Source organism: Sphingopyxis sp. L1A2A (assembly GCF_005502465.1).
Lineage (GTDB): Bacteria > Pseudomonadota > Alphaproteobacteria > Sphingomonadales > Sphingomonadaceae > Sphingopyxis.
Map to the genome: position 1 here is coordinate 1 of NZ_SCOT01000036.1, position 25590 is coordinate 25590.

The following is a 25590-nucleotide window of genomic DNA, read 5'->3' on the forward strand; positions in this document are numbered from 1 at the left end:
CTCTTGCACCCCCCGTCCATCCGGCGCAGTCTTGACGTTAACGTCAAGCATAGGCGTGGAACGGGAGAGTTTGGGATGGCGAAACGGGTCTGGAACGCCGCGCTGCTGGGCGGCGCGCTACTGGCATTGGCGGCGTGCAACGCGTCGAAGAACGACAGCATCACCGGCACCGCCGCGCTCGACGACGCCGAAAGGGCCAGCGAGACCCTGCTCAAGACGGGAGGCAATGGCGACGACTGGGGCGCGATCGGCTTCAGCTATGACGAACAGCGTTTCAGCCCGCTCACCGACATCGACGCCAGCAACGTCGGCCAGCTCGGCATCGCCTGGAGCGCCGACCTGGAGGATGCGCGCGGGCAGGAAGCGACCCCGGTGGTCGTCGACGGCGTCATGTACGTCAGCCATGCGTGGTCGAAAGTCAGCACCTGGGACGCCGCGACCGGCAAGCCGCTGTGGAAATTCGACCCCAAGGTTCCCGGCGAGAGCGCGGTCAATGCGTGCTGCGACGTCGTCAACCGCGGCGTCGCGCTGTGGGGCGACAAATTGTTCGTCGGGACGATCGACGGGCGACTGATTGCACTCGACCGTAAGACCGGCAAGGAAGTCTGGTCGACGCAAACGGTCGACGCAGCGAAACCCTACACGATCACCGGCGCCCCGCGGGTGGTGAAGGACATGGTGCTGATCGGCAACGGCGGCGCCGAATTCGGGGTGCGCGGTTACGTCACCGCTTATGACGCCGACACCGGCAAGTTACGCTGGCGCTTCTATACCGCGCCCAACCCAACCAAGGCCAAGGACGGCGCGGCCAGCGACGACATCTTCGCGTCAAAGGCCAACGCCACCTGGTCCGACAAGGGCGAGTGGCAGACCTCGGGCGGCGGCGGCACCGTGTGGGACGCGATCGTCTATGACAAGGATCTCGACCAGGTCTATCTGGGGGTCGGCAACGGCAATCCGTGGAACCATGGTACGCGCTCGAACGGCGAGGGCGACAACTGGTTCCTCTCGTCGATCGTCGCATTGGACGCGTCGACCGGCGCCTATAAATGGCATTATCAGGAAACCCCGGCCGAGACGTGGGACTATACCGCAACCCAGCCGATCATCCTCGCCGAGCAGGCGGTGAACGGCACGCCGACCAAGGTGCTGTACCATGCGCCGAAGAACGGCTATTTTTTCACCATCGATCGCAACAATGGCAAGCTGATCGACGCCAAGCCGTTCGTCGACGGGATCAACTGGGCGACGGGATATGACCTGTCGACCGGGCGCCCGATCGAAAATCCCGAAGCGCGTTTCTACAAGACCGGCAAGCCCTTCATCGCGATCCCCGGAGCGCTCGGCGCGCACAACTGGCACCCGATGAGCTACAACCCCGCGACCGGGCTGGTGTATATCCCGGCCCAGCAGATCCCGCAGGGCTATCTCGCCGACATGAACGAGCTCGATAAGCGCAAGGTGCTCGGCTTCAACGTCGGCACCTCGCTCACCGGCACGCTGCTCCCCGACGACAAGGCGGCATTCCGCGCCGCGGTCGCGGCAACCACCGGCCGCCTCGTCGCCTTTGACCCGCGCATCGGCAAGGTCGCCTGGGCCGTCGATCATCCCGCCGCATGGAACGGCGGCACGATGACGACCGCGGGCAATCTGGTGTTTCAGGGCACCAGCCTCGGCCGCTTTCGCGCCTATACTGCCGACACCGGCAAGCAATTGCTCGACCTCGACATGCAGTCGGGCATCGTCAGCGCCCCATCGACGTTCCGCGTCGGCGGCGTCCAATATGTGGCGTTCATGACCAGCAAGGGCGGCGCCTTCCCGCTCGTCGCCGGGGTCGCGGGCGGCGCGACGCGCAAGATCCCGAACATCCCGCGGCTGGTCGTGCTCAAGATCGGCGGCACCGGCAAACTGCCCGCGCCGCCCGCGACGACAACGCTGGCGTGGAACCCGCCGCCGATGACCGCGAGCGCGGCGCAGGTCGCGGCGGGCAAGGCGCAATTCGGGCGCTATTGCATGGTCTGTCACGGCGACAGCGCGATCGGCAACGGCTTCACCCCTGATCTTCGTGTCTCGGGGACATTGGCCAATGCCGAGGCGTGGAAGGGCGTGGTGATCGACGGCGCGCTAAAGGATCGCGGCATGGTTAGCTTTGCGAAAGTGCTGACCCCGCAGGACGCCGAAGCCATCCGCGCCTATGTCATCGAACGGTCGAACTGGACCAAGGCGAATCTGGCGGACAGCACGGCGCCGATGGGGCGGTGACCTTTAATCCTCCCTGTGGCGCAGTCATGGGGAGGTGGCAGCGCGAAGCGCTGACGGAGGGGCGATAGCGCTACCGTCGCAAAGCCCCTCCACCATCCGCTTCGCGGACGGTCCCCCTCCCCATCGCTTCGCGACAGGGAGGAATAAACACGCATCTGCCACTTTTTTAGGCACCGCATCACGCGCATTGCTCACCCCTTAAGCAACCGCGCAACATCCTGTCCCAAATCTTACCGAAAGCTTGCGATTCGCCAATTGGCACGGCTCTTGATTGGTGCAAGATGACGGGGCCTCGCAGCGACTCACGGGTGCGAACCGGACAGGCAGGCCTGATCCGGCTCTGACTGCGAGCGATGCGAAATGCCCAAAGGGGGACGAAAAGCGTGAAGAAGATTGAGGCGATCATCAAGCCGTTCAAGCTCGACGAGGTCAAGGAAGCGTTGCACGAAGTCGGAGTCAGCGGCATCACCGTCACCGAAGCGAAGGGTTTCGGCCGCCAGAAGGGCCATACCGAACTGTATCGCGGCGCAGAATATGTCGTCGACTTCCTGCCCAAGGTGAAGCTGGAAGTGATCGTCGAGGACAGCATGGCCGAACGCGTCGTTGAGGCGATCGCCGCTGCCGCGCAGACCGGCCGCATCGGCGACGGCAAGATTTTCGTGATCCCGGTCGAAACTGCGCTGCGCATCCGCACCGGCGAGCGCAACGAGGACGCGCTCTAGACCAACTGCTCCCCACCCTGTTCAACTAAGCCGGTGCAACCGGTCATCATCGCAAGAAGGAAGTTCAGACCATGGCTACGAAGCCCAAGGATATCATCGCGCGGATCAAGGAAAACGACATCGAGTGGGTCGATCTGCGCTTCACCGATCCCAAGGGCAAGTGGCAGCACCTGACCATGGTCGCCTCGATCCTCGGCGAAGATGAGCTCGAAGACGGCCTGATGTTCGACGGTTCGTCGATCGAAGGCTGGAAGGCGATCAACGAATCCGACATGATCCTGATGCCCGATCTCGACGCGGTCTATGACGATCCCTTCTCGGCGACCCCGATGCTCGTCATCTTCTGTGACATCGTCGAGCCGTCGACCGGCGAAGGCTATGCCCGCGACCCGCGCACGACCGCCAAGCGCGCCGAGGCCTATGTCGCCTCGACCGGCGTCGGCGACACCGTCTATGTCGGCCCCGAAGCCGAATTCTTCATGTTCGACGATGTCCGTTTCGAAACCGGCTACAACAAGTCGGGGTTCGAAATCGACGACATCGAACTGCCGACCAACACCGGCCGCAGCTATGAAGGCGGCAACCTCGCGCACCGTCCGCGCGCCAAGGGCGGCTATTTCCCCGTCGCGCCGGTCGATAGCGCCGTCGACATCCGCGCCGAGATGGTGTCGACGATGCTCGAAATGGGCCTGCCGTGCGACAAGCACCACCATGAGGTCGCCGCGGCGCAGCACGAACTCGGCCTCACCTTCGGCACGCTCACCGAAACCGCCGACCGCATGCAGATCTATAAGTATGTCGTGCACCAGGTCGCGCATGCTTATGGCAAGACCGCGACCTTCATGCCCAAGCCGATCAAGGACGATAACGGCAGCGGCATGCACACCCACATCTCGATCTGGGAAAAGGGCAAGCCGCTGTTCGCCGGTAACGGCTATGCCGGCCTGTCCGACATGTGCCTCCATTTTATCGGCGGCGTCGTCAAGCATGCCAAGGCGCTCAACGCCTTCACCAACCCGACGACGAACAGCTATAAGCGCCTGGTCCCCGGCTTCGAAGCGCCGGTGCTGCTCGCTTATTCGAGCCGCAACCGATCGGCGTCGTGCCGCATCCCTTATGGTGCGGGCGCCAAGGCGAAGCGCGTCGAATTCCGCTTCCCCGACGCGATGGCCAATCCATACCTCTGCTATTCGGCGCTGCTAATGGCGGGCCTCGACGGCATCCAGAACAAGATCCACCCGGGCGATCCGATGGACAAGAATCTGTATGACCTGCCGCCCGAGGAACTCGCCGAAGTCCCGACCGTCTGCGGCTCGCTGCGCGAAGCACTCGACGCGCTGATCGCCGACCATGACTTCCTGCTCAAGGGCGACGTGTTCACCAAGGATCAGATCGAAGCCTATGTCGAACTGAAGTGGGATGAAGTCTATCGCGTCGAACAGACCCCGAGCCCGGTCGAGTTCGACATGTACTACAGCGCCTGATCCGCAAGGGTCAGCGACGCCAAGGGAGGGCGCCCGGTTCGGGGGAACCGGGCGCCCTTTTGGGTGAGCATGATAGGGATGTCGGCAATCGCCCTAGCGCGGCGCCATCATCCCGCGGCGGGCGGTAACGACAAAACAAGCGAGCAGCATCGACCCGAACGACAGCGATACCAGGTCGAGCGGCTGGGGACCGGCGGCGAGCCCCGCCGCCGCCGCGCCGCCCCAGACGATCGCAACGAACATCAACAGATTGCCGGTGGTCGCCGCAATCTCGACGGTCAACTGGCGCCACAGCTCGTCGAAACTTTTCCACATCCACAGCGACACCAGGGTGAAACCGCCAAGCACCGCCAGCAATATCCAAAAGGCGGTTGCGGGGGTCACCAACGCCGCGGTGCCCGCCGCATCTGTCGCCACCGCATGGGCGAGCAGCATCAATGCGGCACCCAGGATCAGGCAGCAAATCGCGCTGGCGCCCATGCTCGATCGTTCCTCGACGATTTCGTCGGCATCGGCGACGTTGAGCAGGCGCTGGCCGAGCAGGCGCGGCGCCACCGTCCCCAGCCCGACGAACAGCCCCATCAGCGCATAGATGAACCCGACCGCGAGCAGGATGATCGGCGAGGGCGCCCAGTCGAGGCCGCCCTGTCCCTCGACCAGCGCCAGCACCGCGATCATGCCGCCGGCGCCCGCGATCGCGCCGAACATCGCCTGCATCGCCATCTTGCGCCAACCGGCCGCCTTGTTTGCCTGCGTCGTCATATCGCTACTCCTTCGGCGTCCAATGGTCGATGAACAGCCCGCGCACTTCGAGGCCGAACAGCCCCGCCATGCGGAGCGCCAGCGGCAGGCTGGGGTCGTATTTGTCGGTTTCGACCGCGTTGATCGTCTGGCGCGACACGCCGAGGCGGCGGGCGAGTTCGCCCTGGCTCCACCCCGCAGTTTCGCGATATTCGCGCACCCGATTTTCCACAGCGGCTCCCTTGCCTGTCAAGAGCTCTGGCGTTGTTATATTTGGCATACCCAAGCATGATTGGGGGTGCTAAATGAGGCACTTCCCCAACCGAGATTTGGTGCGCTTGTCGTTCCCCGGTCAGGGTGAACGGGGGTGCTTCCTAATGCTTCAAGGCTATTTTGACGACAGCGGCACCCATTGCGATTCATCGGTCGTGGTGTGGGGCGGCGTCATGGGCGACACTGAATGGTTCACGAAACTGGAGCGCGATTGGCTGCCTTTGTTGCAGCAACCAATCCCCGGAAAGCCGCCAATCAAGCAGTTCCATTTATCCCATATTTCGAATGGATGGGGCGAATTTGAAGGCTATAATCAAGCGGAGCGGGACCGAGTTATCAAATTGTTCCGGGATGCGGTCATTCGGTCGGGTGTGATCCCCGTCAGCTTTTCGGTGTGCGTCGAGGATTGGAACAAATTCGCCTCGCCGATATGCAAAGAGCTTTACAAATCGCCAGAGCAGTTCGCGTTTATGTCCTGCGTGATGGCGGCGCACCGTATGTCGGATATAAGCAAGGCGCCGGTTTCCCTCCAATTCGATGCTGCGCGGCTGCAAGATAGCCGGGGCGATATTGTGAGCGGAGCAATGCAGTATTTTGAGAACACTTTGGTCAGCGTGGGCTTCAATAACTGCGCCGCCCTTCCGGGCCTGCAAGCGGCTGATATGGTGGCCTATGAGGCTTACATATACTCGCTGCAAAGCCTGATAGGCGACGAAGAGCCGCGACCGCATTTCAAGCGAATGCTTGAAGGTGCCGCCGATGCGCACGGATTTATATTGCGTCGAGAAGAGATCGAGAGGTTTAGCGAGTTTACAGAGGCTATGCTTAGCGGCGACGAATTAGTCCGGCGGGACATTCCTGCGGGTTTTCAGAATCTTTTCCATCACGCGATCAGCGGCGATGGGGTTTAGTTCTCCAGCGTCGATTAGATCCCGCGCGGTTTTTCGAAACCGCTCGCTTTGCTCGGCCTGCGTCTCCTGATTTTTCTTCTTTGGCATGGCGCTTAGGCCCCTCGACCAGTCGTTTCATAGGTGAGCCGCTTGCCAACGACACCAGCCAACAGACGGTCGGCACGATCAGCGTCGTTGCAGCCCAAAGCCTGACGGTTGCTGTAGCGGAAGTCAAACTCGGCCAAATAGCGGTGCAAATGCTTCTTCTGGCAATGCTGGTAAACACCCTTCATGCCGCGCTTAAAGATGCTGAAAAAGCCTTCGATGGTGTTGGTGTGAATGGTCGCGTCATCCTTGCGAACATACTCGCCATGCGCGTGGGCAACGCTGGTGTGCACGGCATAGTCGCGACCGATGGTGCGATAGTGGCGGGCTTCGTCGGTCATCAAATGCGCTTCCGGCGAAACATAAGCAGCAACGATCTGACCAACGCTATCAGCCGATAGGTTGCCGGTAAAAACGACCGATGCCGAACGGCCAGTTGCGCGGTCGATCAGCGATACAACCTTGTTCATATGGCGGTGCGGGTGGCGGGTCTTTACGGCGTCGGGATCGCGGCCAAGGAAAGTCTCGTCGGCTTCGACCATGCCGCCGCCAGCGCCGAAATCGCCAATGGTGTCATTGGTCATTGCCTCACGGATGCGATGCGACATGAACCAAGCGGTTTTCAGGGTGACGCCAAGGGTGCGGTGAAGCTGGTTGCTCGAAATGCCCTTCTTGCTGCCCGCGATCAGATACATGGCCTGCAACCAGATATGCAGGGCAACGTGGCTGCTTTCAAAGATGGTCCCGATCCGCACAGTGAAGGGCTTGCGGCACTGGTAGCACTTGTAAAGGCCAAGGCGGGTGGACTTGCCGCCCATCTTGCCGATGCGCTCCACGCCACCGCAATGGGGGCAGGTCGGACCTTCTGGCCAGACGCGCGCCTCGACGTAAACGAAGGCGGCTTCTTCGTTGTGAAAGTGCGGGGCGGAAAGCGCGGAAACCATCTGTCTAACTCCTCAATGGGAGTTTTCTGCCAGTTTCGAGTGGGTATGTCAAGTATAATAACGCCAGAGCTCTTTACAAGCGCAGCGGCGGCCTGTCCAACACTCTTTACATGCAATCGAAACCGTTGACCCTTTGGTAAATCGTCTTGGCTATGCAGGTCCGGCTTTTCAGGGGGGATCGCGATGCACCGCTCCATATGTCTGATCGCTGCCATGCTGCTCACCACCAGCTGCGGCAAAGTCGCCGAGCTGGTCAGCCAGACGCGCACCGTCGCGGCGCCGCGCGAAGAGGTGTTTGCCAAGATGTTCGGCGACGGCAGCGATTCGGGCCTGCCGTTGGTCACCAACGGCGGTTCGACGCGGCTCTACGAGCTGGTGGTCGAAAAGGGCGACCCGGACTGGGCGAAGATCGTGCCCAAGGAGCGCCCCGACGCCTACAAGGTCAAGTTCGCGGTCGCGATGGAAATCCCGCGCGAAATGCACATCATCTACAGCGTCGACGACGGGGCGGTGACCACCGGGCTGAAATTCACCCTCGAGGAACTGGCCCCGGCAAAGACGCGCGTCGTGTTCAACGTCGACAATCTGACCGGCCACGATACCGAAGGGCTGACGGTCAATACGGTGAAGATGCACAGCATCGCGCGCGAGGCGCTCAACAAGCTCGACGATTTCGACGAGGTGAAGGTCGCAGCCTGACCCGGCGCCGAGCGCCGCGCCTATGGTAAACCGCCGGGGTTGCGGGCGCCGCGCACCAATGGCAGGTTGAGCCCCCGGGGCGGGCTCGATCACGAAAGGCTGTTTGGCCATGCGGATGCGCGTCTCTGTCGCCCTCACTTCGCTTTTGCTGGCCTCCTGTGGCGGCGGCGGTGGCAGTGGCGGCGGCACCCCGCCCGCCGCCAATGCGCCGCCCAGCTTCACCTCGTTGCAAACCGCCAGCGTCGCCGAAAATAGCACCGCCGCCTATCAGGCGACCGCGACCGACCCCAACGGCAACACGCTGACCTTTACCATCGACGGCGGCGCCGATGCGGCGCGCTTTGCGATCACCGGCGCCGGGGCGCTCAGCTTCAGCCCCGCGCCCGATTTCGACCTGCCCGGCGACGCCGACGGCGACAATGTCTATGCCGTGACACTGCGCGTCAGCGATGGACAGGCGAGCGTCACGCAGGCGGTCAACATCACCGTCACCAACAGCCGCGAGGGCATAGCGGTGACGCGCGTCGGCACCGGTTTCAACCAGCCGCTGTACGTCGCCGCGATCCCCGGTGACAGCCGCGTCTATGTCGTCGAAAAAGGCGGCGATGTGTACCGCTTTGACCCGGCGAACGGCAGCCGCACGCGGGTGCTCGACATCACCGACATTTCGACCAGCGGCGAACGCGGCCTGCTCGGCCTCGCGCCCTATCCCGATCACGCCACGTCGCAGCGCCTGTTTGCGGTCGCGACTGCGACCAACGGCAATGTTCAGGTCCGCCGCTATACGCTCGGTCTGCCGAACAGCTCGACCAGCTACGACACCGTGCTCGACATCCCGCACCCCGGGTTCGACAATCACAACGGCGGCTGGATCGGCTTCGGCCCCGACGGCCACATCTATGTCGCGGTCGGCGATGGCGGCGGCGGCGGCGACCCGAGCAACAATGCCCAGAACCGCAATGTCCAGCTCGGCAAGATCCTGCGCTTCGCGATCAGCGGCGCCTCCTATGTCCCCGCCCCCGGCAATCCCTTTCTGGCGGGCGGCGGCGATCCCTATGTCTATGCCTTTGGCCTCCGCAATCCGTTCCGCGCTTCCTTCTCCGGCTCGACCTTGATCATCGGCGACGTCGGGCAGGGCGCAGTCGAGGAAATCGATCTGGTCACGACGACCCAGCCGGGGCTCAATTTCGGCTGGCGCTTTCTCGAAGGCACCCAGCCCTATTCGGGCACCGCCCCCGCCGGGCTGACCCCACCCGTCGCCGAATATGGCCATGGCAGCGGCCCGCGCCAGGGACGCTCGGTGACCGGCGGCTATGTCTATCGCGGCCCGGTGACCTCGCTTGCCGGGCAATATGTGTTTGCCGATTTCGTCTCGGGCAACGTCTGGTCGGTGCCCTTCGCCAGCCTCGTCGCCGGTCAGACCTTGCCGTCGTCGCGCTTTGCGCGGCGCAACGAGGATTTCGCGCCCGATGCGGGCACGCTGACCAATATCGCGTCATTCGGCGAAGACAGCGCGGGCAATTTGTTCATCGTCAGCATCGGCGGCGATATTTTCATGGTGCGCCCCGGCTGACCGCTTGCCCCTCTGGCGTGCAACCGGCACAAGGGCAGCGTCCAGAGGAGTTCCCCCCATGAAATCGCTGCCGCTTGCCGCTCTCGTCGCCCTCCAGCTCGCGCTCGCGCCAGCCGCTTATGCCAAACTGAGCAAAGCCGAAAGCGGCATGGCGAAAACCGTCACCGCCGAACAGGACCGCAGCCTCGCCTTGCTCGAAAAGCTGGTCAATCAGAACAGCGGCTCGCTCAACCTTGAGGGCGTCGAAAAGGTCGGGGCGATGATGCGCGCCGAACTCGAACCTTTGGGTTTCAAGGTCGAGTGGAAGCCGATGACCGACACCGGCCGCGCCGGGCATCTGATCGCCACGCATGTCGGCCGCCCCGACACCAAGCGCCTGCTCCTCATCGCCCACCTCGATACTGTGTTCGAAACCGACTCGCCCTTCCAGAAATTCGTCCGCAAGGGCGATATGGGCGAAGGCCCCGGCGCCGGCGACGACAAGGGCGGGATGGTCGTGATCGTCGCGGCGCTGCGCGCGATGCAGGCGGCGGGGACGTTGAAGGGCGCCAATATCGAAATCCATATGACCGGCGACGAGGAAGATGCGGGCAGCCCGATCGAAAAGGCGCGCGCCGACCTGATCGCCGCGGGCAAGCGCAGCGACGTCGCGCTCGATTTCGAGGGGCTGGTGCGCGATGGGGGCGCCGACATGGGGTCGGTCGCGCGGCGTTCGTCGGATAGCTGGACCGTCACCGCGACCGGCAAAAGCGCACACAGCTCGGGGATTTTCAGCGCCGCCGCAGGCGACGGCGCGATCTATGAACTGACGCGCATCCTGTATCGGTTCCGCACCGAGCTTCCCGAACCCAATCTTACCTTCAACGTCGGGCTGATCGCGGGCGGGCAGCAGGCAGAGCTTGACGCAGGCGGCATCCGCGCCACTGTCACCGGCAAGACCAACATCATCGCGCCGATCGCGGTCGCGCGCGGCGACCTGCGCGCGCTGTCGCCCGACCAGATCGAACGGGTGAAGGCAAAGATGACGGCGATTGTCGCGGGCCACGCGCCCGGCACCGACGCAAAGATCAGCTTTGATCCTGGTGGCTATCCATCGATGGCGCCGACCGACGGCAACCGCGCGCTGCTGGCCAAATTGAACGGGGTCAACCGCGACCTCGGGCTCGCCGAAATGGCGCCGCTCGATCCGCTCAAGCGCGGCGCAGGCGATATCAGCTTTGTCGCCGCCGACGTCGACGGGCTCGCGGGACTGGGCCCGTACAGCACCGGCGATCATGCCCCCGGCGAAGCGGTCGACATCCCCAGCATCGCGCGCCAGGCGACCCGCGCTGCCATATTGATGTCACGGCTGAGTGCTGAAAAGCGCTGACCCGCCAGTTTTGTCAGTTGGCGTTGCTTGATTCATCCGCCACAGTGATTAGGTAGCAATCCGAGACGTAAATTCACGCCGATTGGGAGAGAGAAAATGAGCGACACCGCAACGCACCTCAAGCAGAACTATATCGGCGGCCAGTGGGTCGACAGCAAGGGGGGCAAGCGGCACGACGTCATCAACCCGGCGACCGAAGAAGCCGCCTCGACGATCGTGCTCGGCACCGCCGCCGACGTCGACGATGCCGTCGCCGCCGCGCGCGAAGCGCTGAAAAGCTGGTCGCAGACCACGCGCGAAGAGCGGCTCGCGCTGCTGAACAACATCGTTGAAGAGTATAAGAAGCGCGCGCCTGACCTTGCCAAATCTATGGCGAGCGAAATGGGGGCGCCGGTCAGCTTCGCGGGCACCGCCCAGGTCGGCGCCGGGATCGGCGGCTTCCTTGGCACCATCGCCGCGCTGAAGGATTTCAACTTCACCGAAAAATACGCCGCGGGCGTCATCGCCTACGAACCGATCGGCGTCGTCGGCATGATCACGCCGTGGAATTGGCCGCTCAACCAGATCGCGCTCAAAGTCGCACCGGCGCTCGCCGCGGGCAACACGATGGTGCTCAAGCCCTCCGAAGAATGCCCCGGCAACGCGACAATCTTCGCCGAAATCCTCGACGCCGCGGGCGTGCCGCCGGGCGTGTTCAACCTGGTGCAGGGTGACGGCCCGACCGTCGGCAATGCAATCAGCGCGCACCCCGGCATCGAAATGGTCAGCTTCACCGGATCGACCCGCGCCGGTATCCTGGTCGCCAAGGCGGCCGCCGACACCGTCAAGCGCGTCCATCAGGAACTCGGCGGCAAGTCGCCGAACATCGTCCTGCCCGACGCCGACTTCGCCGCGGTGCTGCCCCCGACGGTGCAGGGCGTGCTGGTCAACACCGGCCAGAGCTGCATCGCGCCGACGCGCATCCTGGTCCAGAAAGAGCGTCAGGCCGAAGCGGTCGGCGTCATCAAGGCGATGTTCGACGGCACGTCCGTGGGCGACCCGCAGGCCGAGGGCGGCCATATCGGCCCCGTCGTCAACAAGGCGCAGTTCGACAAGATCCAGAGCCTGATCCAGTCGGCGATCGACGAAGGCGCAACGCTCGAGACCGGCGGCACCGGGCTACCGAGCAACGTCAACCGCGGCTATTATATCAAGCCGACGGTGTTCTCGGGCGTCACCCGCGATATGCGGATCGCCAATGAGGAAATCTTCGGCCCCGTCGCGACGGTGATGGCCTATGGCGATCTCGACGAGGCGGTCGATATCGCCAACGACACCGAATATGGCCTGTCTGCGGTAATCTCGGGCGACCCGGCCCAAGCTGCCGACCTCGCGCCGAAGTTGCGCGCCGGGATGGTCGCGGTCAACGCTTGGGGCCCCGGCCCCGGCGCGGCGTTCGGCGGCTACAAGGCGTCGGGTAACGGCCGCGAAGGTGGCGTGTTCGGGCTGAAGGATTTCATGGAAGTGAAGTCGATCAGCGGCATTCCGGCCTGATCTTCTCCCCTCCCTGAAAGGGAGGGGTCGGGGGTGGGTCGCCGCAGGCGTTCTTTGTGGCCGCCCACCCACCCCACTACGACTAGGGCGCACGCGCCCAAGTCTCCGTACCCCTCCCTTACAGGGAGGGTTTTTCTTTGGGCGCGGTCCCAATTCTTGTACTGCGCCCGCGCGACGCGGACGACGTCTTCGTCAGCTCGACCGGCGTCATCGGCGTCCCGCTCCCCAAGGACAAGGCGCGCGCCGGGGTCGAAGCCGCGCTCACCGCCGCGCCCTGCTCATGGGAAGCCGCCGCCGAAACGATCTGCACCACCGACACCTTCGCCAAGGGCTCGGCCGCAAGCGCCGTTGTCGGCGGCACGGCCGTCCATGTTGCGGGCATCGTCAAGGGATCGGGCATGATCGCCCCCGACATGGCGACAATGCTCGGCTATATCTTCACCGACGCCGCCGTCGCCCCCGCGCTGCTGCAGGAGATGCTGAGCGAGGCCACCGGCGGCAGCTTCAACAGCATCACCGTCGACAGCGACACCTCGACCAGCGACACAGTGTTGCTGTTTGCGACCGGACAGGCGGGGGGCGCGCCGCTGACCACCCGCGACGATCCGGGCGCCGATGCGCTCTACGCGGCGATCCGCGCGGTTTCGCTCGACCTCGCGCACCAGGTCGTGCGCGACGGCGAGGGCGCGTCGAAATTCATCGAGGTGCAGGTGTCGGGCGCGGTCAGCGACGACAGCGCCAAGCGCGTCGCGCTCGCGATCGCCAACTCGCCGCTGGTCAAGACCGCGATCGCGGGCGAGGACGCGAACTGGGGCCGCGTCGTGATGGCGGTCGGCAAGGCGGGCGAACCCGCCGACCGCGACAAGCTCGCGATCCGCTTCGGCGATCATTGGGTGGCGAAGGACGGGCTGCCGGTCGATGGCTATGATGAGGCGCCGGTCGCGGCGCACCTGAAGGGTCTGGAAATTCGCGTCGGCGTCGATCTCGGGCTCGGCGAAGGCCGCGCGACCGTCTGGACGTGCGACCTCACCCACGGCTACATCAGCATCAATGCCGATTATCGGAGCTGAAGCGCCTCTTCGTCATTGCGAGCAAAGCGAAGCAATCTCTAGCCATCGAGCTGGCGCAAGGTGGCACGCTGTGGATTGCCGCGTCGCTTCGCTCCTCGCAATGACGAGGTCCGGTGTTAAAGTGCGCCTTCCAGCCAGCCCTTGAGCGCGCTCTTCGGCGCCGCGCCGACCTTGGTGTCGGCAACCTCGCCATTTTTGAACAGGATCATCGTCGGGATGCCGCGCACGCCATATTTGGCGGGGGCGTTCGGATGATCGTCGATGTTCAGCTTCGCGATCACGACCTTTTCGCCCAGCTCATTGGCGATTTCTTCCAGCGACGGGCCGATCATCTTGCACGGGCCGCACCATTCGGCCCAGAAATCGACCAGCACGGGGGTGTCGCTGTCGAGGACATCGGCCTGAAAGCTGTCGTCGGTGATGGCCTTGGTACCCATGATATCTACTCCTGAAATTCGCTTGCCCTCAAGCTAAGACGTCGCAGCCTCCGGCTCAAGACCTCAACCGCCCAAATTCGCCTTGGTTGCCGCCAAGCCCGGCTTGTGGGCATCGAGCAGCGCGTCGTCCAGTCGGATCAGCCGCGGTCCGGCGGTATAGAGCAGCGCCGCATCGATCCGTCGCCCCGGAAAAATCGCCGCCAGCGCGCCGCGATACGCCGCCATCTGGCGCAGATAGGCGGGCTGCACCGCGGCGGCGCTGTCCGGCACATGCCGCCCCGTTTTGTAATCGATCACCGTCACCACGTCGGCGGTGACCAGCAGCCGGTCGACGATCCCCGCGACGACCGCCCCGTCGACCACCGCCGAGAGCGGCACCTCGGCGAGCGAGCCCGGCCCGAACAGCGCCGCATGCGCGGGATCGCCCAGCACGCCCAGCACCTCATCGACCATCGCACCGCGCACCGCCGCGTCGAGATCGGCCGCTTGCACGCCCAGCCAGCGCGTCGCCGCCGAGCGGCGCATCTCGGGCGCCACCGGCGGCAGCCGCTCGAACAGCGCGTGGAGCAACAGCCCGCGGTTCACCGCCGCCGCACGCGCCGCGCCCTGCGGCACCGCCGCCACATCATCGTCGCCCAGCGCCGAGGGCGCGAGCGGGCGCGGCGGGCGCGCTTCCTCGGGCGCCGGTTGCCGCGCCCAGTCTGGAACGACGGCGGGCGCCACGACCGAACGCGCCTTCTCCTTCGCGGCGCGCGCCTTGCCCTGCACCGCATGGACGCGCTTGCGGCCCCAGCGCGGCCCGGCGTCCTGCCACGCGGCGCCCATATCGGCCATCACCGCATCGACCGCGCTGTGCCAATTGCCCTCGGGAAGTTCGTCCGACTTCCGCGTCCCGGTAACGATCAGCAATTCCTCGGCGCGCGTCATCGCCACATAGAGCAATCGCCAATGCTCCTCGCGTTCGGCGGCTTCCTTCGCGTCATGCGCCGCAGCAATCGCGCCATGCCGCTCGTCCTTGCCGAGCGGAAACACGGGCAACTTCTCCCAATTTCCCATCGACAAGCCAAAGCTCACCCGCCGCGGTTTGGGATCGTCGGTCGCGTCCGCCAGAATCACGATCGGCGCCTGCAAGCCCTTCGACCCATGCACCGTCATCACGCGCACGACATCGCTGCGCGCTTCGCTCTGGCGCTTGATCTCGGCGGTGCTCGCGGCGATGTGCGCCAGGAAGCCGAGCAGCGACGGCGCTTTCTGCCGCTCGAACGCCAGCGCCTGCGCGAGCAGTTCGTCGATCGGGTCGCGCGCCTCACGCCCCAGCCGGTGATAGAGCTTGCGCCGTCCGTCGAGCGGGCCGGACAGGATGCGTTCCAGAAAGCGGAACGGCGTCGTGAAATCGCCCATGCCGAGCAGGGCGCGCAGCGCCGCCATCGTTTCGGGCGGCGCCTCCGCTTCGCGTGCCCGCAATTGCTCCCACAGCGCGCGTTTCTGGCGGCCATGGGCAAAGCGAAACAGATCGTCCTGGCTCCAGCCGAACAGCGGCGACGCCAGCAGGCTGGCGAGGTTGAGGTCGTCGAGCGGCTGCACCGCAAAGCGCATCGCCGCGAGCAGATCCTGCACCGCCAGCGACTGCATCAGCGAAAAGCGATCGACCCCTGCGACCGGAACATGCAGCGACTGCAACCGCGCGACGATCCGTGCCGCCAGGTCGCGGCGCCGGCGGACCAGGATCAGGATATCGCCCGGCGCGACGGCGCGGCCGTCCTTGCCGTGGAGCAGCCAGTCCTGCACCTCGTCGGCAATTGCGCGAGAGAGCCGCAGACTGGCGGGATCGCTCGCGGCGGCGGAGGTATCGCGCGGTCCGGCAGCGTCCTCCTCGTCACCCTCAGCGGCGCCCTCGTCCTCGGCATCGGCGTCGAGCGCCTTGCCGACCGGTAGCGGCGACCACAGCTCGACGCGCCCCGCGCGGTCGCGGTTGAATTCGGCGGGGATGTGCGGCGGCTCGTCGCTCTCCAGCCCCATCAATTCGGGCGCCCCCGCCGCGATCCACGCATCGACGACGTCGAGCACCGCGGGGCTCGACCGGTAATTGGTGTCGAGATCGACATCCTCGAACGGTCTGCCGCCCTCCGCCGCGCGCTTGGCAAAGCTCAGCCGCGCCGCCTCAAAAGCCGCGGGTTCGGTTCCCTGAAAGCCGAAAATCGCCTGCTTGCGGTCGCCGACCGTAAACATCGTGCGGACCCGGTCGTCCTTGGCACCCAGCCCGGCGAAAAACTCGCCCGCCAGCGAGGCGACGATCGCCCACTGCCGCGCATTGGTGTCCTGCGCCTCGTCGACCAAGATATGGTCGGTGCGCTGGTCGAGCTTGAAGCGCACCCAGTCGCCGAAATCGCCCTGCGCCAGCAGATGCCCCGCAATGCTGATCAGGTCATCGAAATCGGCCAGCCCGCGCTCGCGCTTGGCCAGCGCATAGGTCTCGGCAAAACGGCTACCCAAATCCCACGCCGCCGCCAGATCGTCGGCGACCGCCATCGCGGTGGCGGTGGCGAGCAATTCGTCGGCCGCGGCGACGATGCGCTCGGCGGCGCCCAGACAGCTGCGCATGCCGCCCTTGTCCTTGGTATAATCCGCGCGCATGTCGCCGGTGCCGGTCAGGAAGCAGCCGCGCACTGCGGCAAGCATCGCGGCACGCCCATGCGCATCGGCGCGAAACCAGTCGTCCATGATGTCGGCGCGGCCGTCGCCGGTCTTGGTCGCCCAGCCGCGCCCGCTCGCAGCCACCGCGGCAATATCGGCATCGGCAATCGCGCCGCCGCCCAGCGCCGCGGCTTGCCAGGTCAGCGGATCGCCCTGCGGCAACCCCAGCTGCGCGCGCAGGTCCGCCGCGCGCGGCGCAAGCCGCGGCGCATTGGCGGCGGTGAAACTGCTCGCGCAGCGCGCCAGAAAGGCGATCGCGGCATCCTGTCCCAACCGCTGCGACAGCATCGCCGCGATCGTCCGCATCGCGTCGCCGTCGGCATCGATACGCGCGAGCAACTGCCCCAGCACCTCGCGCTGCAACGCGCTCGCTTCGCTGTCTTCCAGCGCGCGAAACCCGGGCAGGATTTTCGCCTCGAGCGGGAAGCTCGCGAGCAGCGTCTGGCAGAAGCTGTGGATCGTCTGCACCCGCACCGCGCCGCCGGGGCTGTCGATCACCGTGGCGAACAGCGATCGGGCGCGGTCGAGGATACCCGGCTCGGCCCAGTCGGCGCCCAGCGCGGCCAGGTCGAGCCGCAGATCGCCGTCGGCCATCCGCACCCACATCGCCAGCCGCTCGTGGATGCGGTGCGCCATTTCGGCGGCACCCGCCTTGGTAAAGGTGATGCACAATATCGCCTCGGGCGACACCCCCGCCAGCATCAGCCGCAGCACGCGCGCCGACAGCACCTGCGTCTTGCCCGTCCCCGCCGACGCGCCGAGCCAGACATGGTCGTGCGGCTGCGCGGCGGCACGCTGCCCGCCGTCGAGTGTCTTGAGCAGCTTGTCGGGGTCGGTCATGCCGCCCCCCCGTCCGTCGGGACCGGATCGGGATCACCGCGCCCGAACCATTCGTCGCGGCGCATCAGCTGGTCGAAATCGGCGTAGCGTTTGGCGCTGTCACCGGGAACGAATGGCTCTTGCCCCAGCAAAAAACGCGCGCTCAGCTCAGCGAGCGCCTCGCGCGCTCGCTCGACCACCGCCGCGGCGGTCGGCGGATTGGGTTTTTGCCCTTTGATCGCCTTGACCGCGCCCTCGACGCCTTTCTTGCGGTCGCGCTTCAATTCCCAATATTCGAACGCGCCGACCGGCTCGGGCGCCAGATCGCCCAACCCCGCTTGTTCGGCGATCAGCCCGAGCAGGCCGAGCTGGCTGTTCAGCCCCTCGCCCGCCGACTTGGCCGATGGCGCCGCGCCGGTCTTGTAATCGATGATCGCCAGCGTGCCGTCGGCGGCCTGATCGACGCGGTCGGCGGTGCCATGCAGCGTGATGCCGCCCACCAGCAGCGTGCCGCTGACCTCATTGGCGACCGGCCAACGCTCGTCGCGCGCCGCCCACACCCGCTCGGCGGCCCAGCGCAGCGACGGTTCGATCCGCGGCAACCAGAAGGCGCGGCCGAGCGAGTCGAGCGCTGGGTCGGCGCGTAAGGCGTCGAGTTCCGCCGCAAAGGCCACCTCGGTCAGCCCCGCCGCCTGCCAGTCCTGCAGGAATTTATGCACGCGCGTCCCGAACCATTTGGCGTCGGGACCGCTGCTCAGCGGCTCGAGTTCGCTCAGGCGCAGGATCTTCGCGGCGTAAAAGGCAAAGGGATCGCGCGCCAGCTGATCGACCCCGGTGACGCTGATCCGGTCGGGCCGCGCGTTCGGCGGCGGGGCGGGACGCGGCTTGTCGGCGGGTTCGCTCCTTCCCGGCGGGACATCGAGCGTTGCCGCCAGCGCGGTGACCGGCCGCCCGTCGAGCTTCGCCTCGGGCAACTCGCCCGCCAGCGCCGCCAGCCGCAGCCAGAAGCGCGACGCGACCGCCGGGTCGCCGCCGCTGCGCATCGCGCGCGTCACCACCACCGCGCGCGCCGCAAAGGCACCGGCAAAATCATGCGCCGCCATCCCCTGCTGGCGCTCGGGCGCGGCGAGGCCGAGCATCCGGCGGATGCCGGGGGCAAGCCAGGGATCGGGGCTTTGCTGTGGCGGCCAGCGCCCTTCGTCGAGCCCGCCGAGGATCATCACATCGGCGCGCTGCAACCGCGCCTCCAGCAAACCCCAGATGAACAGGCGCGGGTGGCCGCCATAGGGGGGCCGGATGCTCTCCCCGCTCATCAAGTCGGCGAGCATCGCGGGGAAATCGGCGGGTGCGACCAGTGCCGGGCCGTCACCCTTCGCCATCGCCCAACGGTCGAACATGTCGGACAAAGCGCGGCCCGCATGGCCCGTCCACGCCCCCTCGTCGGTCAGCCAGCCAAGCGCGTCCTGCAACGCGCCGAGCAGCACCGACGGCGGCGCGGGAACGCCTGCCGCGAAGGGCGCGAGCGCCGTGCTCAGCCCCGTCGCCACCTCAGTCCACCAATCGGCAATCGCCACCGCTTCGCCATGCCCGCGCCGCTCGCTGTCGGCCGCAATCTCGCTTATTCGCGCCGTCACCCCGACCCAGCCCGGCACCAGCCCCGGCCCGCGCAGCACAAGGTCGAGCCGCCGCACCTGATCGAGCCAGTCGAGCCGTTGCTTGGTCTCGCCGTCAGCGCGCACCAGCGGATGCCCGAGCAGCGCGATCAGCCGCACCGGATCGAACGCCGCGGCAAATTCGGCGAGCAGCAACAACAGCGCCCCCGGCGGGGTCTGCCCCAGCGGCTGCCCAGCGCTGTCATCGACCGCGATGTCCCAGCGCGCGAGTGCCGCGGCAACGCGTTCGGCAAGCAAACGATCGGGGGTCACCAGCGCGGCGGTGCGCCCCGGTTCTTCCAGCGCGCGCCGCATCATCAGCGCGATCCCCTGCGCCTCCTGCCCGTCGTCGGCAAAGGTTGCCGCGCTGACCCCGGTCAGGCCGGGCGCGAGGTTTTCGGCGGCCTGCCAGCGCGCGGTGTAAGCGGCGGGCGCGAACAGCAGCGACAAAAAGGGGGTGCGCGCATCGGGGCCGTCGAACGGCGACGCCGTGGCCCATTCGCCAACCTCGTCGCGCGCGATCCCCATCCGGCCGAGCAGCAGTTTGAGATGATATTGCGGATGCGTTTCGAGCGGGCGCTCTCCCGGCTTTTCGGGATCGGGTTTCGTCGGCCCCAGCGCGTCCCATTCTTCCGCAGCCATGCTCAGGTCGAGCCCCGGCAGCATCACCATCCCCTGCGGCAGGTCGGCGACGGTCCGCAGCAGCCGTGCGATCGCGGGCGCAGCGGTGGTTACCCCTGCGGCGACGACGAAACGCGCGGGCGGCGCGGCACGCCATCCCGCGCTGACCCGGGCGAGCAAGCGGTTGCGGCGGTCGGCGCGGTCGACATGCCCGGTCGCAGCCAGCATCGCGGGCCAATGATCGACGAGCAGACGCAGGCGCTGCCACGACGCCTGCCAATGTTCGGCGAGATCGCCAAGCGCGGTTTCGATGTCGCCGAGCCGCGCCGGTGCGATTTCCTCATAATGGAGCTGGTCGATCACCCGCCCCAATCCTTCGGCCAGCTGGAATGCCGCGGCGCCGGTAATCGCCTCTTCACCCGCCGGATTGTGCCGCTCGATCAGCGCCGCGAGCATCAACCGCCGTCGCAGCGCATCGATCGCGGGCGGGATCGGTTCGGCCGCGTCGATCGCGTCGAGCGCCAGCGCGACGCTTTCATCCAGATCCGCGTCGCCGATCACCGCCAGCCGCGGCATCAGCAACCCCGTCCCGCTGGCGCGCACAAACGCCGCCTGCACCGCGCTGCGCGCGCGGTTGCTGGGCAGCAGGATCAATCCTTCGGCGAGCCCCAGCGCGCCGTCGGCAAAGCGGTCGATCAGGCCGGCGGCGAGCGCGTCGGCGAACGCCCGCTGGACGGGGATGGAAAAGACGGTGGGGGATGTCGTCATGCGACCCGGTTATTCAAGGCTTGCCGCCGATACGCAACCCGCTCCTCCCTGTGGCGAAGCCATGGGGAGGTGGCAGCGCGAAGCGCTGACGGAGGGGCCATGACGCGAGGTTGCTGCCCCTCCACCACCGCCTGCGGCGGCGGTCCCCCTCCCCATCGCTGCGCGACAGGGAGGATCGAGCTGTCAAACCTCACCCAGCGCCGCTTCGGTCGGCGCGATGCTTGCGGGCGATCCGACGTCGAACCACTGCCCCATATGCGACAGACCAAACAGCCGCCCCGCCGTAATCGCGCGGTCCCACAAGATGTTGGTCGAAAACGGCCCCGCGGGCGCATCGTCGAGCAGGCGCGGCGAAATCAGCTGGACCCCGGTATAAACGAAAGGCGCGATCCGCCCGGCTTTACGGCGCGACAACAATCCCGACGGGTCCATATGGAAATCGCCCTTGCCGCCGTGTCCGGTGGCGCTCGCCTGACGGATGACCAGCAACAGCGCGTCCATACGATCGCCATCCCAGTGCCGCGCCAGATGCCGAATGCTGTCCTCGGGGCCATCGGTCCAGATATTGTCGCTGTTGACGATCAGGATCGGATCGCCGCGAAGCTGCGGCAGCGCCTTAACCATGCCGCCGCCGGTTTCGAGCAACAGGTCGCGCTCGTCCGAAATGCCGATCGTGAACGACCGCTGCTGCGCCGCCAGATGCGCTTCCAATGCGTCGGCCAGGTAATGGACGTTGACGACGACATGCCCGATCCCCGCCGCCTCGATCCGGTCAAGGCTGTGGTCGATCAACGCCTTGCCTGCGACCCGAACCAGCGGTTTGGGCCGGGTAGCGGTAAGCGGACGCATCCGCTTGCCCAGCCCCGCCGCCATCACCATCGCGCTGTCGATCTTCACGCTCACAGCCACGCTGCCGCGCGTTTGTCGGCGGGGATATTCTCGTCGAACCAGGCACGCACAGGCGCCAGTCCCGGATGCGCCAGATCGCGTTCGAGCAGCCCCCACATCCGCGGCTGGAACTGGCGATACCACGGTTTTCCATCGCGTTTCCACAGCCGCACGAACACCCCCAGAATGCGCGTGTTGCGCTGCGCCGCGAGCGCCCAATAGGCATTCTCGATGTCTTGCCCGGTGGCACCCTGATAGCGCGCCAGCATCGCCGCCTCGACCGCCGGGGTGACATCGCGCCGCGCATCCTCGAGCACCGAGGCGAGGTCATAGGCGGGGTGCCCGACCAGCGCGTCCTGAAAATCCAGCAGGCCATAATGGGCCACGCCGGCCTTGCCCGCGACCAGCATGATATTTTCGGCATGAAAATCGCGCAGCACCGTGACGCGCGGCAGGCCGTCATGTTCGACCGGGGTCAGCACCGCTTCCCACGCGCCGCGAAAGGCGTCGCGATCGACATCGATCTCCAGCGTGGGGCAATACCAGTCGCTGAACAGCATCACCTCGTCCAGCCACTGCTCCAGCCCCAGCACCGGCAGTCCGGGCATCGGCGGCCGCGTATGAAGGTGGACGAGCAGGTCGGTCACCCCGGTATAAAGATCGACCTCGCGGTGCAGCGCATCGTCGGCGGTTTCGCGCAGCCGCACATCGCCGAAATCCTCGATCAGCAGCAATCCTTGCGCCAAATCACGCGCGAAAATCGTCGGGGCGGTCAGCCCCTGGCCGCACAGATATTCGGCGACCGCGATGAACGGTCGCGTATCCTCGTGCGGCGGCGGCGCATCCATCAGCACCGCCTGCCGCGTGCCGTCGACGACGCGGAAATAGCGGCGGAACGACGCATCGCCGGCGAGCGGCAAAATCTGGGCATCGCCCCAGCCATGCGCGGCAAGGAAGGCGGGCGCATGGGGGGGCGGAATCATCGGAGCGGCCATCGGCTCCCCCATGACGTCGGCACGTCGGCTGTCAAGATGCGCGCTTCGCCGTTCCCCGAAATCGTGATCGACAGTGCACCCGGCCAACCCTGCGCCCCGAGCCGCTCGGGCCATTCGATCAGCAGCGCGCCGTCGTACAGATACTCGTCCAAGCCGAGCTCGATCAGCTCGCCCTCATCCTCGATCCGGTACAGATCGACATGCGCGATGGGCAAATCGACTTCGGGCGGCGCATAGGGCTGGACGATCGCAAAGGTCGGGCTCGGCGCCTCGCTGACCAACCCCCGCGCCTTCAGCATCGCGCGCGCCAGAGTCGTCTTCCCCGCGCCGAGGTTGCCCGACAGCGCGACGACATCGCCCGGCATCAACGCCAAACCAATCGCCGCACCGATCCGCTCGGCGTCGGCCAGGGTATAGTCGTAGCGGTGGCTCATGCGCTGCGCGGCAGGCTGATCCGCACCAGCGTGCCCTGTCCCGCCTCGCTCACCACCTCCATTGTCCCGCCATGCGCGGCGACGAGCTGGCGCGCGAGCGCGAGGCCAATGCCGCCCGACGCCGTCCCCGCCTGCTGGCCCTTGGTCACCGCGGCGACCGCTTCGGGCATCCCCGGACCATTGTCCGACACGATGATGTCGACCCCGCGCGCATCGCCCGCGGCGTGGAGCAGCACCCGCCCGCCGATCTTCCGCGTCGGCGCGGTGTAGCGCACCGCATTGTCGAGTAGCCCGGCGACCAGCCGCGACAGCCGCGGCGCGTCGCCGTCGATGCGGCCGAGGTCGGGCGCGATATTGCCGACCAGCTCAATTTTTTCGGCCGCAGCAAGCGCCTTCGCATCGGCCAGCGCGCGATCGAGCAGCGCGCGGACGTCGACCGGCGCCCGCTCGACCACCAGCGAACCCGCCTCTCCCTGCGCCAGGTCGAGCACATTGTCGATCTGGCGCCCCAGCACGCCCACCGAATCCATGATCGCATCGACATAGCCTTGCTGCTGGTCGCTCAGCTTGCCGGCATAGCCCGCCTGCAACATCTCGCCGAACCCGCCGATCGAGGTCAGCGGCGTGCGCAGTTCGTAACTCATCCGTGACAGGAAGGCGGTCTTGACCTTGTCCGCCGCCTCCAGCGCCTCATTGCGTTCGCGCAGCGCGCCCTCCATCTTCCGGCTCGGCGTGATGTCGAGCATGATCAGCAGCGCATTGCCGTCGGGCAACGGGATCGACGCGAAATCGAAATAGCGCCCGTCGGCGAAACCGATTTCGCCGCCGCGCTGTTGCCGTTCCAATGTTGCGGCGCGGATGACTTCCTGGACGATGCTGATCTGGTTGGGTTTCACCAGCCGGTCGGCGAGCCCGCCCATCAGCGCATCGACGCGCGGATGCGCTGCCAGTGCCCCCTCGTCGACCCCCCACAGGCGGCGGAACCGCTGGTTCCACAAATGCAGCCGCCCGTCGGGCGCAAACACCGCCACCGCTTCGAACAGATTGTCAAAGGTCGCGGTGCGCACGCGCAGCAAGGTGTCGCGCGCGCCCGCCAGCTGCACCTGCTCGGTCTTGTCCTCGGCGATCAGCAGCAGCCCGCCGTCGGGGGTCGGCTGGGCGACGACATGCAGATGGGTGCCGTCGCGCAGCAGCCAATCCTCTTCGCTCGCCTCGGCGCGCGCAAACCAGTCGACATGCGCCTGCCGCCATTCGGGATAATCGCGTACCTCGGGGGTCCGTCCACCCTCGCGCCAGGCATCGAGCAGCCGCGCAAACGCCCGCGCTTCGGTGACGTCGTCGGCGTCGATCGCGAACAGGCGGCGGAACGGCAGATTGGCAAAAGCCAGCCCCTGATCGGGGCCAAATTGCGCGACCGCCGCCGACAGCCGGTCGAGCAATTCGCGCTGGGTATCGACGAAACGGCGGTGCGCGCCGCGCTCGCTCTCCAGCTCCTGGATGTCGATGGCATAGCCCGCGATGCCGATCACCCGCCCGCCGGTCGGCGCCAGCGGCACATCGACGACGCGCATGATGCGGCGTTCGCCCTCGATCGTCACCGGGATCGTGCGGATTTGCGCCGCCCCCGCGATGCGCGCCTCGTCGGCGGCTTCGGCGGCGCTGACCCCGGCGACGGTTTCGCACAGCTCGATGCCGCCATCGATCACCGCGACCGCGCTTTTCGCTTCGACCGCGCGGACATAGGCGCCGTTGACGAGCGCCAGATTAAGCCCGGTGTCGCGGAACCACATCGGAAAGGGGGCCGCCTCGATCAGCCCCGACAACGCCTCGAACGCCGCCATCGCCTCGTCGCGATCGCTGCGCGCCTGCGCCAGCGCATGCTGGCCGTCGGTGGCATCGCTCAGCCACAGCAGCACGCTGCCCGCCCCGCCGACCGCCTGCGGCGCCGGGGCGCCGTGCAGGATGATCGTGCGCTCGCTGCCCTGCGGCTTCAGGCTCAGCGTAAAGGGCTTGGCGCCGCGCTGCGCGCCAAGGATCGCCTGGCGCAGCGCATCATGGCCGTCGGAGTCAAGCCCGCTGTCCAGCCCGCGCAATTCATCGAAATTGCGCGGCCCTTGGGCCAGCCCCAGCCAGCGGCCCAGCTTTTCGCTCGCCTCGACCCGCCAGTCGGCGCGGACGATGACCGGCAGTTGCGGCGATGCCTCGACCAGACTGCCGAGCCGGTCGGCCTGCCCCGCAACAAACGCCGCGCGCCGCTGCATCGCAATCCCGCGCCCGACCGCCCATAGTCCGGCGAGCAACCAAAGCGCGGCAAACAGGCCCAGGGCAAAGAGCGCGCCCGACGACAAGGTCATCGAGCGGGCGCCGCGGTGCGCATGGAATGGGACATTGGGCGTTGGGCCATCATTCCGCCCTATCGACTGTCCCGGGGTGTTTCAATCGTTCGACGTCGGGGTGCCCCGACATTGCGTCACGACGGTGATTGCAGGCTGTACGATCGTCATAATCTTTTTGCAGTGGTGGCAGGGGTGACATAGACGCAGGCGATGGACCGGTGACGCCCACCGTCTGAGGGGATAGCCCCCAACAGGTCGAGGAGGACGCGCTGGACAAGAAG

At 66.4% G+C, this 25590-nt stretch carries 18 protein-coding genes and 1 pseudogene; 9 read left to right on the top strand and 10 right to left on the bottom strand.

What is annotated here, in order from left to right; genetic code table 11:
* The first annotated feature begins 75 nt into the window (after positions 1 to 75).
* From FFS68_RS15115 to glnA, 3 genes are all read left to right on the top strand, one after another.
* Positions 76 to 2262, top strand: a complete 2187-nt coding sequence (locus FFS68_RS15115) for a PQQ-dependent dehydrogenase, methanol/ethanol family (protein WP_137754028.1) — start codon at positions 76 to 78, stop codon at positions 2260 to 2262.
* Positions 2263 to 2645: 383 nt separating this feature from the next.
* The gene (locus FFS68_RS15120) at positions 2646 to 2984 is read left to right on the top strand and encodes a P-II family nitrogen regulator (RefSeq protein WP_037518110.1); all 339 of its coding nucleotides are present in this window, start codon (positions 2646 to 2648) and stop codon (positions 2982 to 2984) included.
* A 71-nt stretch (positions 2985 to 3055) separates the two neighbouring features.
* Complete coding sequence (gene glnA / locus FFS68_RS15125) at positions 3056 to 4468, top strand: type I glutamate--ammonia ligase (protein ID WP_137754029.1); 1413 nt, start codon at positions 3056 to 3058, stop codon at positions 4466 to 4468.
* Between the two features lie 93 nt (positions 4469 to 4561).
* Here the strand turns inward: glnA and FFS68_RS15130 are convergent, their stop codons facing one another.
* Together FFS68_RS15130 and FFS68_RS15135 are read right to left on the bottom strand one after the other, a co-directional pair.
* Positions 4562 to 5230, bottom strand: coding sequence for a hypothetical protein (locus FFS68_RS15130; protein ID WP_137754030.1), 669 nt, complete (start codon positions 5228 to 5230; stop codon positions 4562 to 4564).
* Between the two features lie 4 nt (positions 5231 to 5234).
* Positions 5235 to 5441: a helix-turn-helix transcriptional regulator gene (locus FFS68_RS15135; protein ID WP_137754031.1), complete on the bottom strand. Its 207-nt coding sequence runs from the start codon at positions 5439 to 5441 to the stop codon at positions 5235 to 5237.
* 73 nt (positions 5442 to 5514) lie between these two features.
* Between FFS68_RS15135 and FFS68_RS15140 the strand changes: the two genes are divergently transcribed.
* A complete protein-coding gene (locus FFS68_RS15140) occupies positions 5515 to 6393 on the top strand; it encodes a hypothetical protein (RefSeq protein ID WP_137754032.1) in 879 nt (292 codons plus the stop codon).
* Between the two features lie 92 nt (positions 6394 to 6485).
* Here the strand turns inward: FFS68_RS15140 and FFS68_RS15145 are convergent, their stop codons facing one another.
* Positions 6486 to 7421: an IS1595 family transposase gene (locus FFS68_RS15145; protein WP_137754033.1), complete on the bottom strand. Its 936-nt coding sequence runs from the start codon at positions 7419 to 7421 to the stop codon at positions 6486 to 6488.
* Positions 7422 to 7604: 183 nt separating this feature from the next.
* On the opposite strand from FFS68_RS15145, the gene FFS68_RS15150 reads away from it, so the two are divergent.
* The 5 genes and pseudogenes from FFS68_RS15150 to argJ all read left to right on the top strand — a co-directional run.
* Positions 7605 to 8120, top strand: coding sequence for a hypothetical protein (locus FFS68_RS15150; protein WP_137754034.1), 516 nt, complete (start codon positions 7605 to 7607; stop codon positions 8118 to 8120).
* Between the two features lie 109 nt (positions 8121 to 8229).
* Positions 8230 to 9693, top strand: a complete 1464-nt coding sequence (locus tag FFS68_RS15155; protein WP_137754035.1) for a PQQ-dependent sugar dehydrogenase — start codon at positions 8230 to 8232, stop codon at positions 9691 to 9693.
* 58 nt (positions 9694 to 9751) lie between these two features.
* A complete protein-coding gene (locus FFS68_RS15160) occupies positions 9752 to 11062 on the top strand; it encodes a M20/M25/M40 family metallo-hydrolase (protein WP_137754036.1) in 1311 nt (436 codons plus the stop codon).
* A gap of 96 nt (positions 11063 to 11158) precedes the next feature.
* Positions 11159 to 12595, top strand: a complete 1437-nt coding sequence (locus tag FFS68_RS15165; protein WP_137754037.1) for an aldehyde dehydrogenase family protein — start codon at positions 11159 to 11161, stop codon at positions 12593 to 12595.
* A 182-nt stretch (positions 12596 to 12777) separates the two neighbouring features.
* Positions 12778 to 13665 (top strand): annotated as a pseudogene (argJ, locus tag FFS68_RS15170) (bifunctional glutamate N-acetyltransferase/amino-acid acetyltransferase ArgJ); the annotation flags it as partial.
* A 116-nt stretch (positions 13666 to 13781) separates the two neighbouring features.
* Here the strand turns inward: argJ and trxA are convergent.
* The 7 genes from trxA to FFS68_RS15205 form a co-directional block, all read right to left on the bottom strand.
* A complete protein-coding gene (gene trxA / locus FFS68_RS15175; RefSeq protein ID WP_088442833.1) occupies positions 13782 to 14102 on the bottom strand; it encodes a thioredoxin TrxA in 321 nt (106 codons plus the stop codon).
* A gap of 63 nt (positions 14103 to 14165) precedes the next feature.
* Positions 14166 to 17636 carry a double-strand break repair helicase AddA gene (gene addA, locus FFS68_RS15180; protein ID WP_137754038.1) on the bottom strand — a complete coding sequence of 1157 codons (3471 nt, stop codon included), beginning with the start codon at positions 17634 to 17636 and terminating at the stop codon, positions 14166 to 14168.
* Positions 17633 to 20656, bottom strand: a complete 3024-nt coding sequence (gene addB, locus FFS68_RS15185) for a double-strand break repair protein AddB (RefSeq protein ID WP_137754039.1) — start codon at positions 20654 to 20656, stop codon at positions 17633 to 17635. The genes addA and addB overlap by 4 nt, the downstream gene beginning before the upstream one ends.
* A gap of 183 nt (positions 20657 to 20839) precedes the next feature.
* The gene (locus FFS68_RS15190) at positions 20840 to 21559 is read right to left on the bottom strand and encodes a nucleotidyltransferase family protein (protein WP_249340187.1); all 720 of its coding nucleotides are present in this window, start codon (positions 21557 to 21559) and stop codon (positions 20840 to 20842) included.
* Entirely contained in the window at positions 21556 to 22527 is a 972-nt protein-coding gene (locus tag FFS68_RS15195; RefSeq protein WP_137754040.1) for a phosphotransferase, read from the bottom strand. The genes FFS68_RS15190 and FFS68_RS15195 overlap by 4 nt, the downstream gene beginning before the upstream one ends.
* Positions 22524 to 22973, bottom strand: a complete 450-nt coding sequence (gene tsaE, locus FFS68_RS15200) for a tRNA (adenosine(37)-N6)-threonylcarbamoyltransferase complex ATPase subunit type 1 TsaE (protein ID WP_137754041.1) — start codon at positions 22971 to 22973, stop codon at positions 22524 to 22526. The genes FFS68_RS15195 and tsaE overlap by 4 nt, the downstream gene beginning before the upstream one ends.
* Positions 22970 to 25327, bottom strand: coding sequence for a PAS domain-containing sensor histidine kinase (locus tag FFS68_RS15205; protein ID WP_137754042.1), 2358 nt, complete (start codon positions 25325 to 25327; stop codon positions 22970 to 22972). Before FFS68_RS15205 ends, tsaE begins: the two co-directional genes overlap by 4 nt.
* Positions 25328 to 25590: the final 263 nt, after the last annotated feature.

Coding starts and splice junctions, on each gene's coding strand:
- glnA (WP_137754029.1), top strand. CDS start 3,056: ATGGCTACGAAGCCCAAGGATATCATCGCGCGGATCAAGGAAAACGAC.
- FFS68_RS15165 (WP_137754037.1), top strand. CDS start 11,159: ATGAGCGACACCGCAACGCACCTCAAGCAGAACTATATCGGCGGCCAG.
- tsaE (WP_137754041.1), bottom strand. CDS start 22,973: ATGAGCCACCGCTACGACTATACCCTGGCCGACGCCGAGCGGATCGGT.
- trxA (WP_088442833.1), bottom strand. CDS start 14,102: ATGGGTACCAAGGCCATCACCGACGACAGCTTTCAGGCCGATGTCCTC.
- FFS68_RS15195 (WP_137754040.1), bottom strand. CDS start 22,527: ATGATTCCGCCCCCCCATGCGCCCGCCTTCCTTGCCGCGCATGGCTGG.
- FFS68_RS15145 (WP_137754033.1), bottom strand. CDS start 7,421: ATGGTTTCCGCGCTTTCCGCCCCGCACTTTCACAACGAAGAAGCCGCC.
- FFS68_RS15150 (WP_137754034.1), top strand. CDS start 7,605: ATGCACCGCTCCATATGTCTGATCGCTGCCATGCTGCTCACCACCAGC.
- FFS68_RS15130 (WP_137754030.1), bottom strand. CDS start 5,230: ATGACGACGCAGGCAAACAAGGCGGCCGGTTGGCGCAAGATGGCGATG.
- addB (WP_137754039.1), bottom strand. CDS start 20,656: ATGACGACATCCCCCACCGTCTTTTCCATCCCCGTCCAGCGGGCGTTC.
- FFS68_RS15205 (WP_137754042.1), bottom strand. CDS start 25,327: ATGACCTTGTCGTCGGGCGCGCTCTTTGCCCTGGGCCTGTTTGCCGCG.
- FFS68_RS15155 (WP_137754035.1), top strand. CDS start 8,230: ATGCGGATGCGCGTCTCTGTCGCCCTCACTTCGCTTTTGCTGGCCTCC.
- FFS68_RS15115 (WP_137754028.1), top strand. CDS start 76: ATGGCGAAACGGGTCTGGAACGCCGCGCTGCTGGGCGGCGCGCTACTG.
- addA (WP_137754038.1), bottom strand. CDS start 17,636: ATGACCGACCCCGACAAGCTGCTCAAGACACTCGACGGCGGGCAGCGT.
- FFS68_RS15140 (WP_137754032.1), top strand. CDS start 5,515: ATGAGGCACTTCCCCAACCGAGATTTGGTGCGCTTGTCGTTCCCCGGT.
- FFS68_RS15160 (WP_137754036.1), top strand. CDS start 9,752: ATGAAATCGCTGCCGCTTGCCGCTCTCGTCGCCCTCCAGCTCGCGCTC.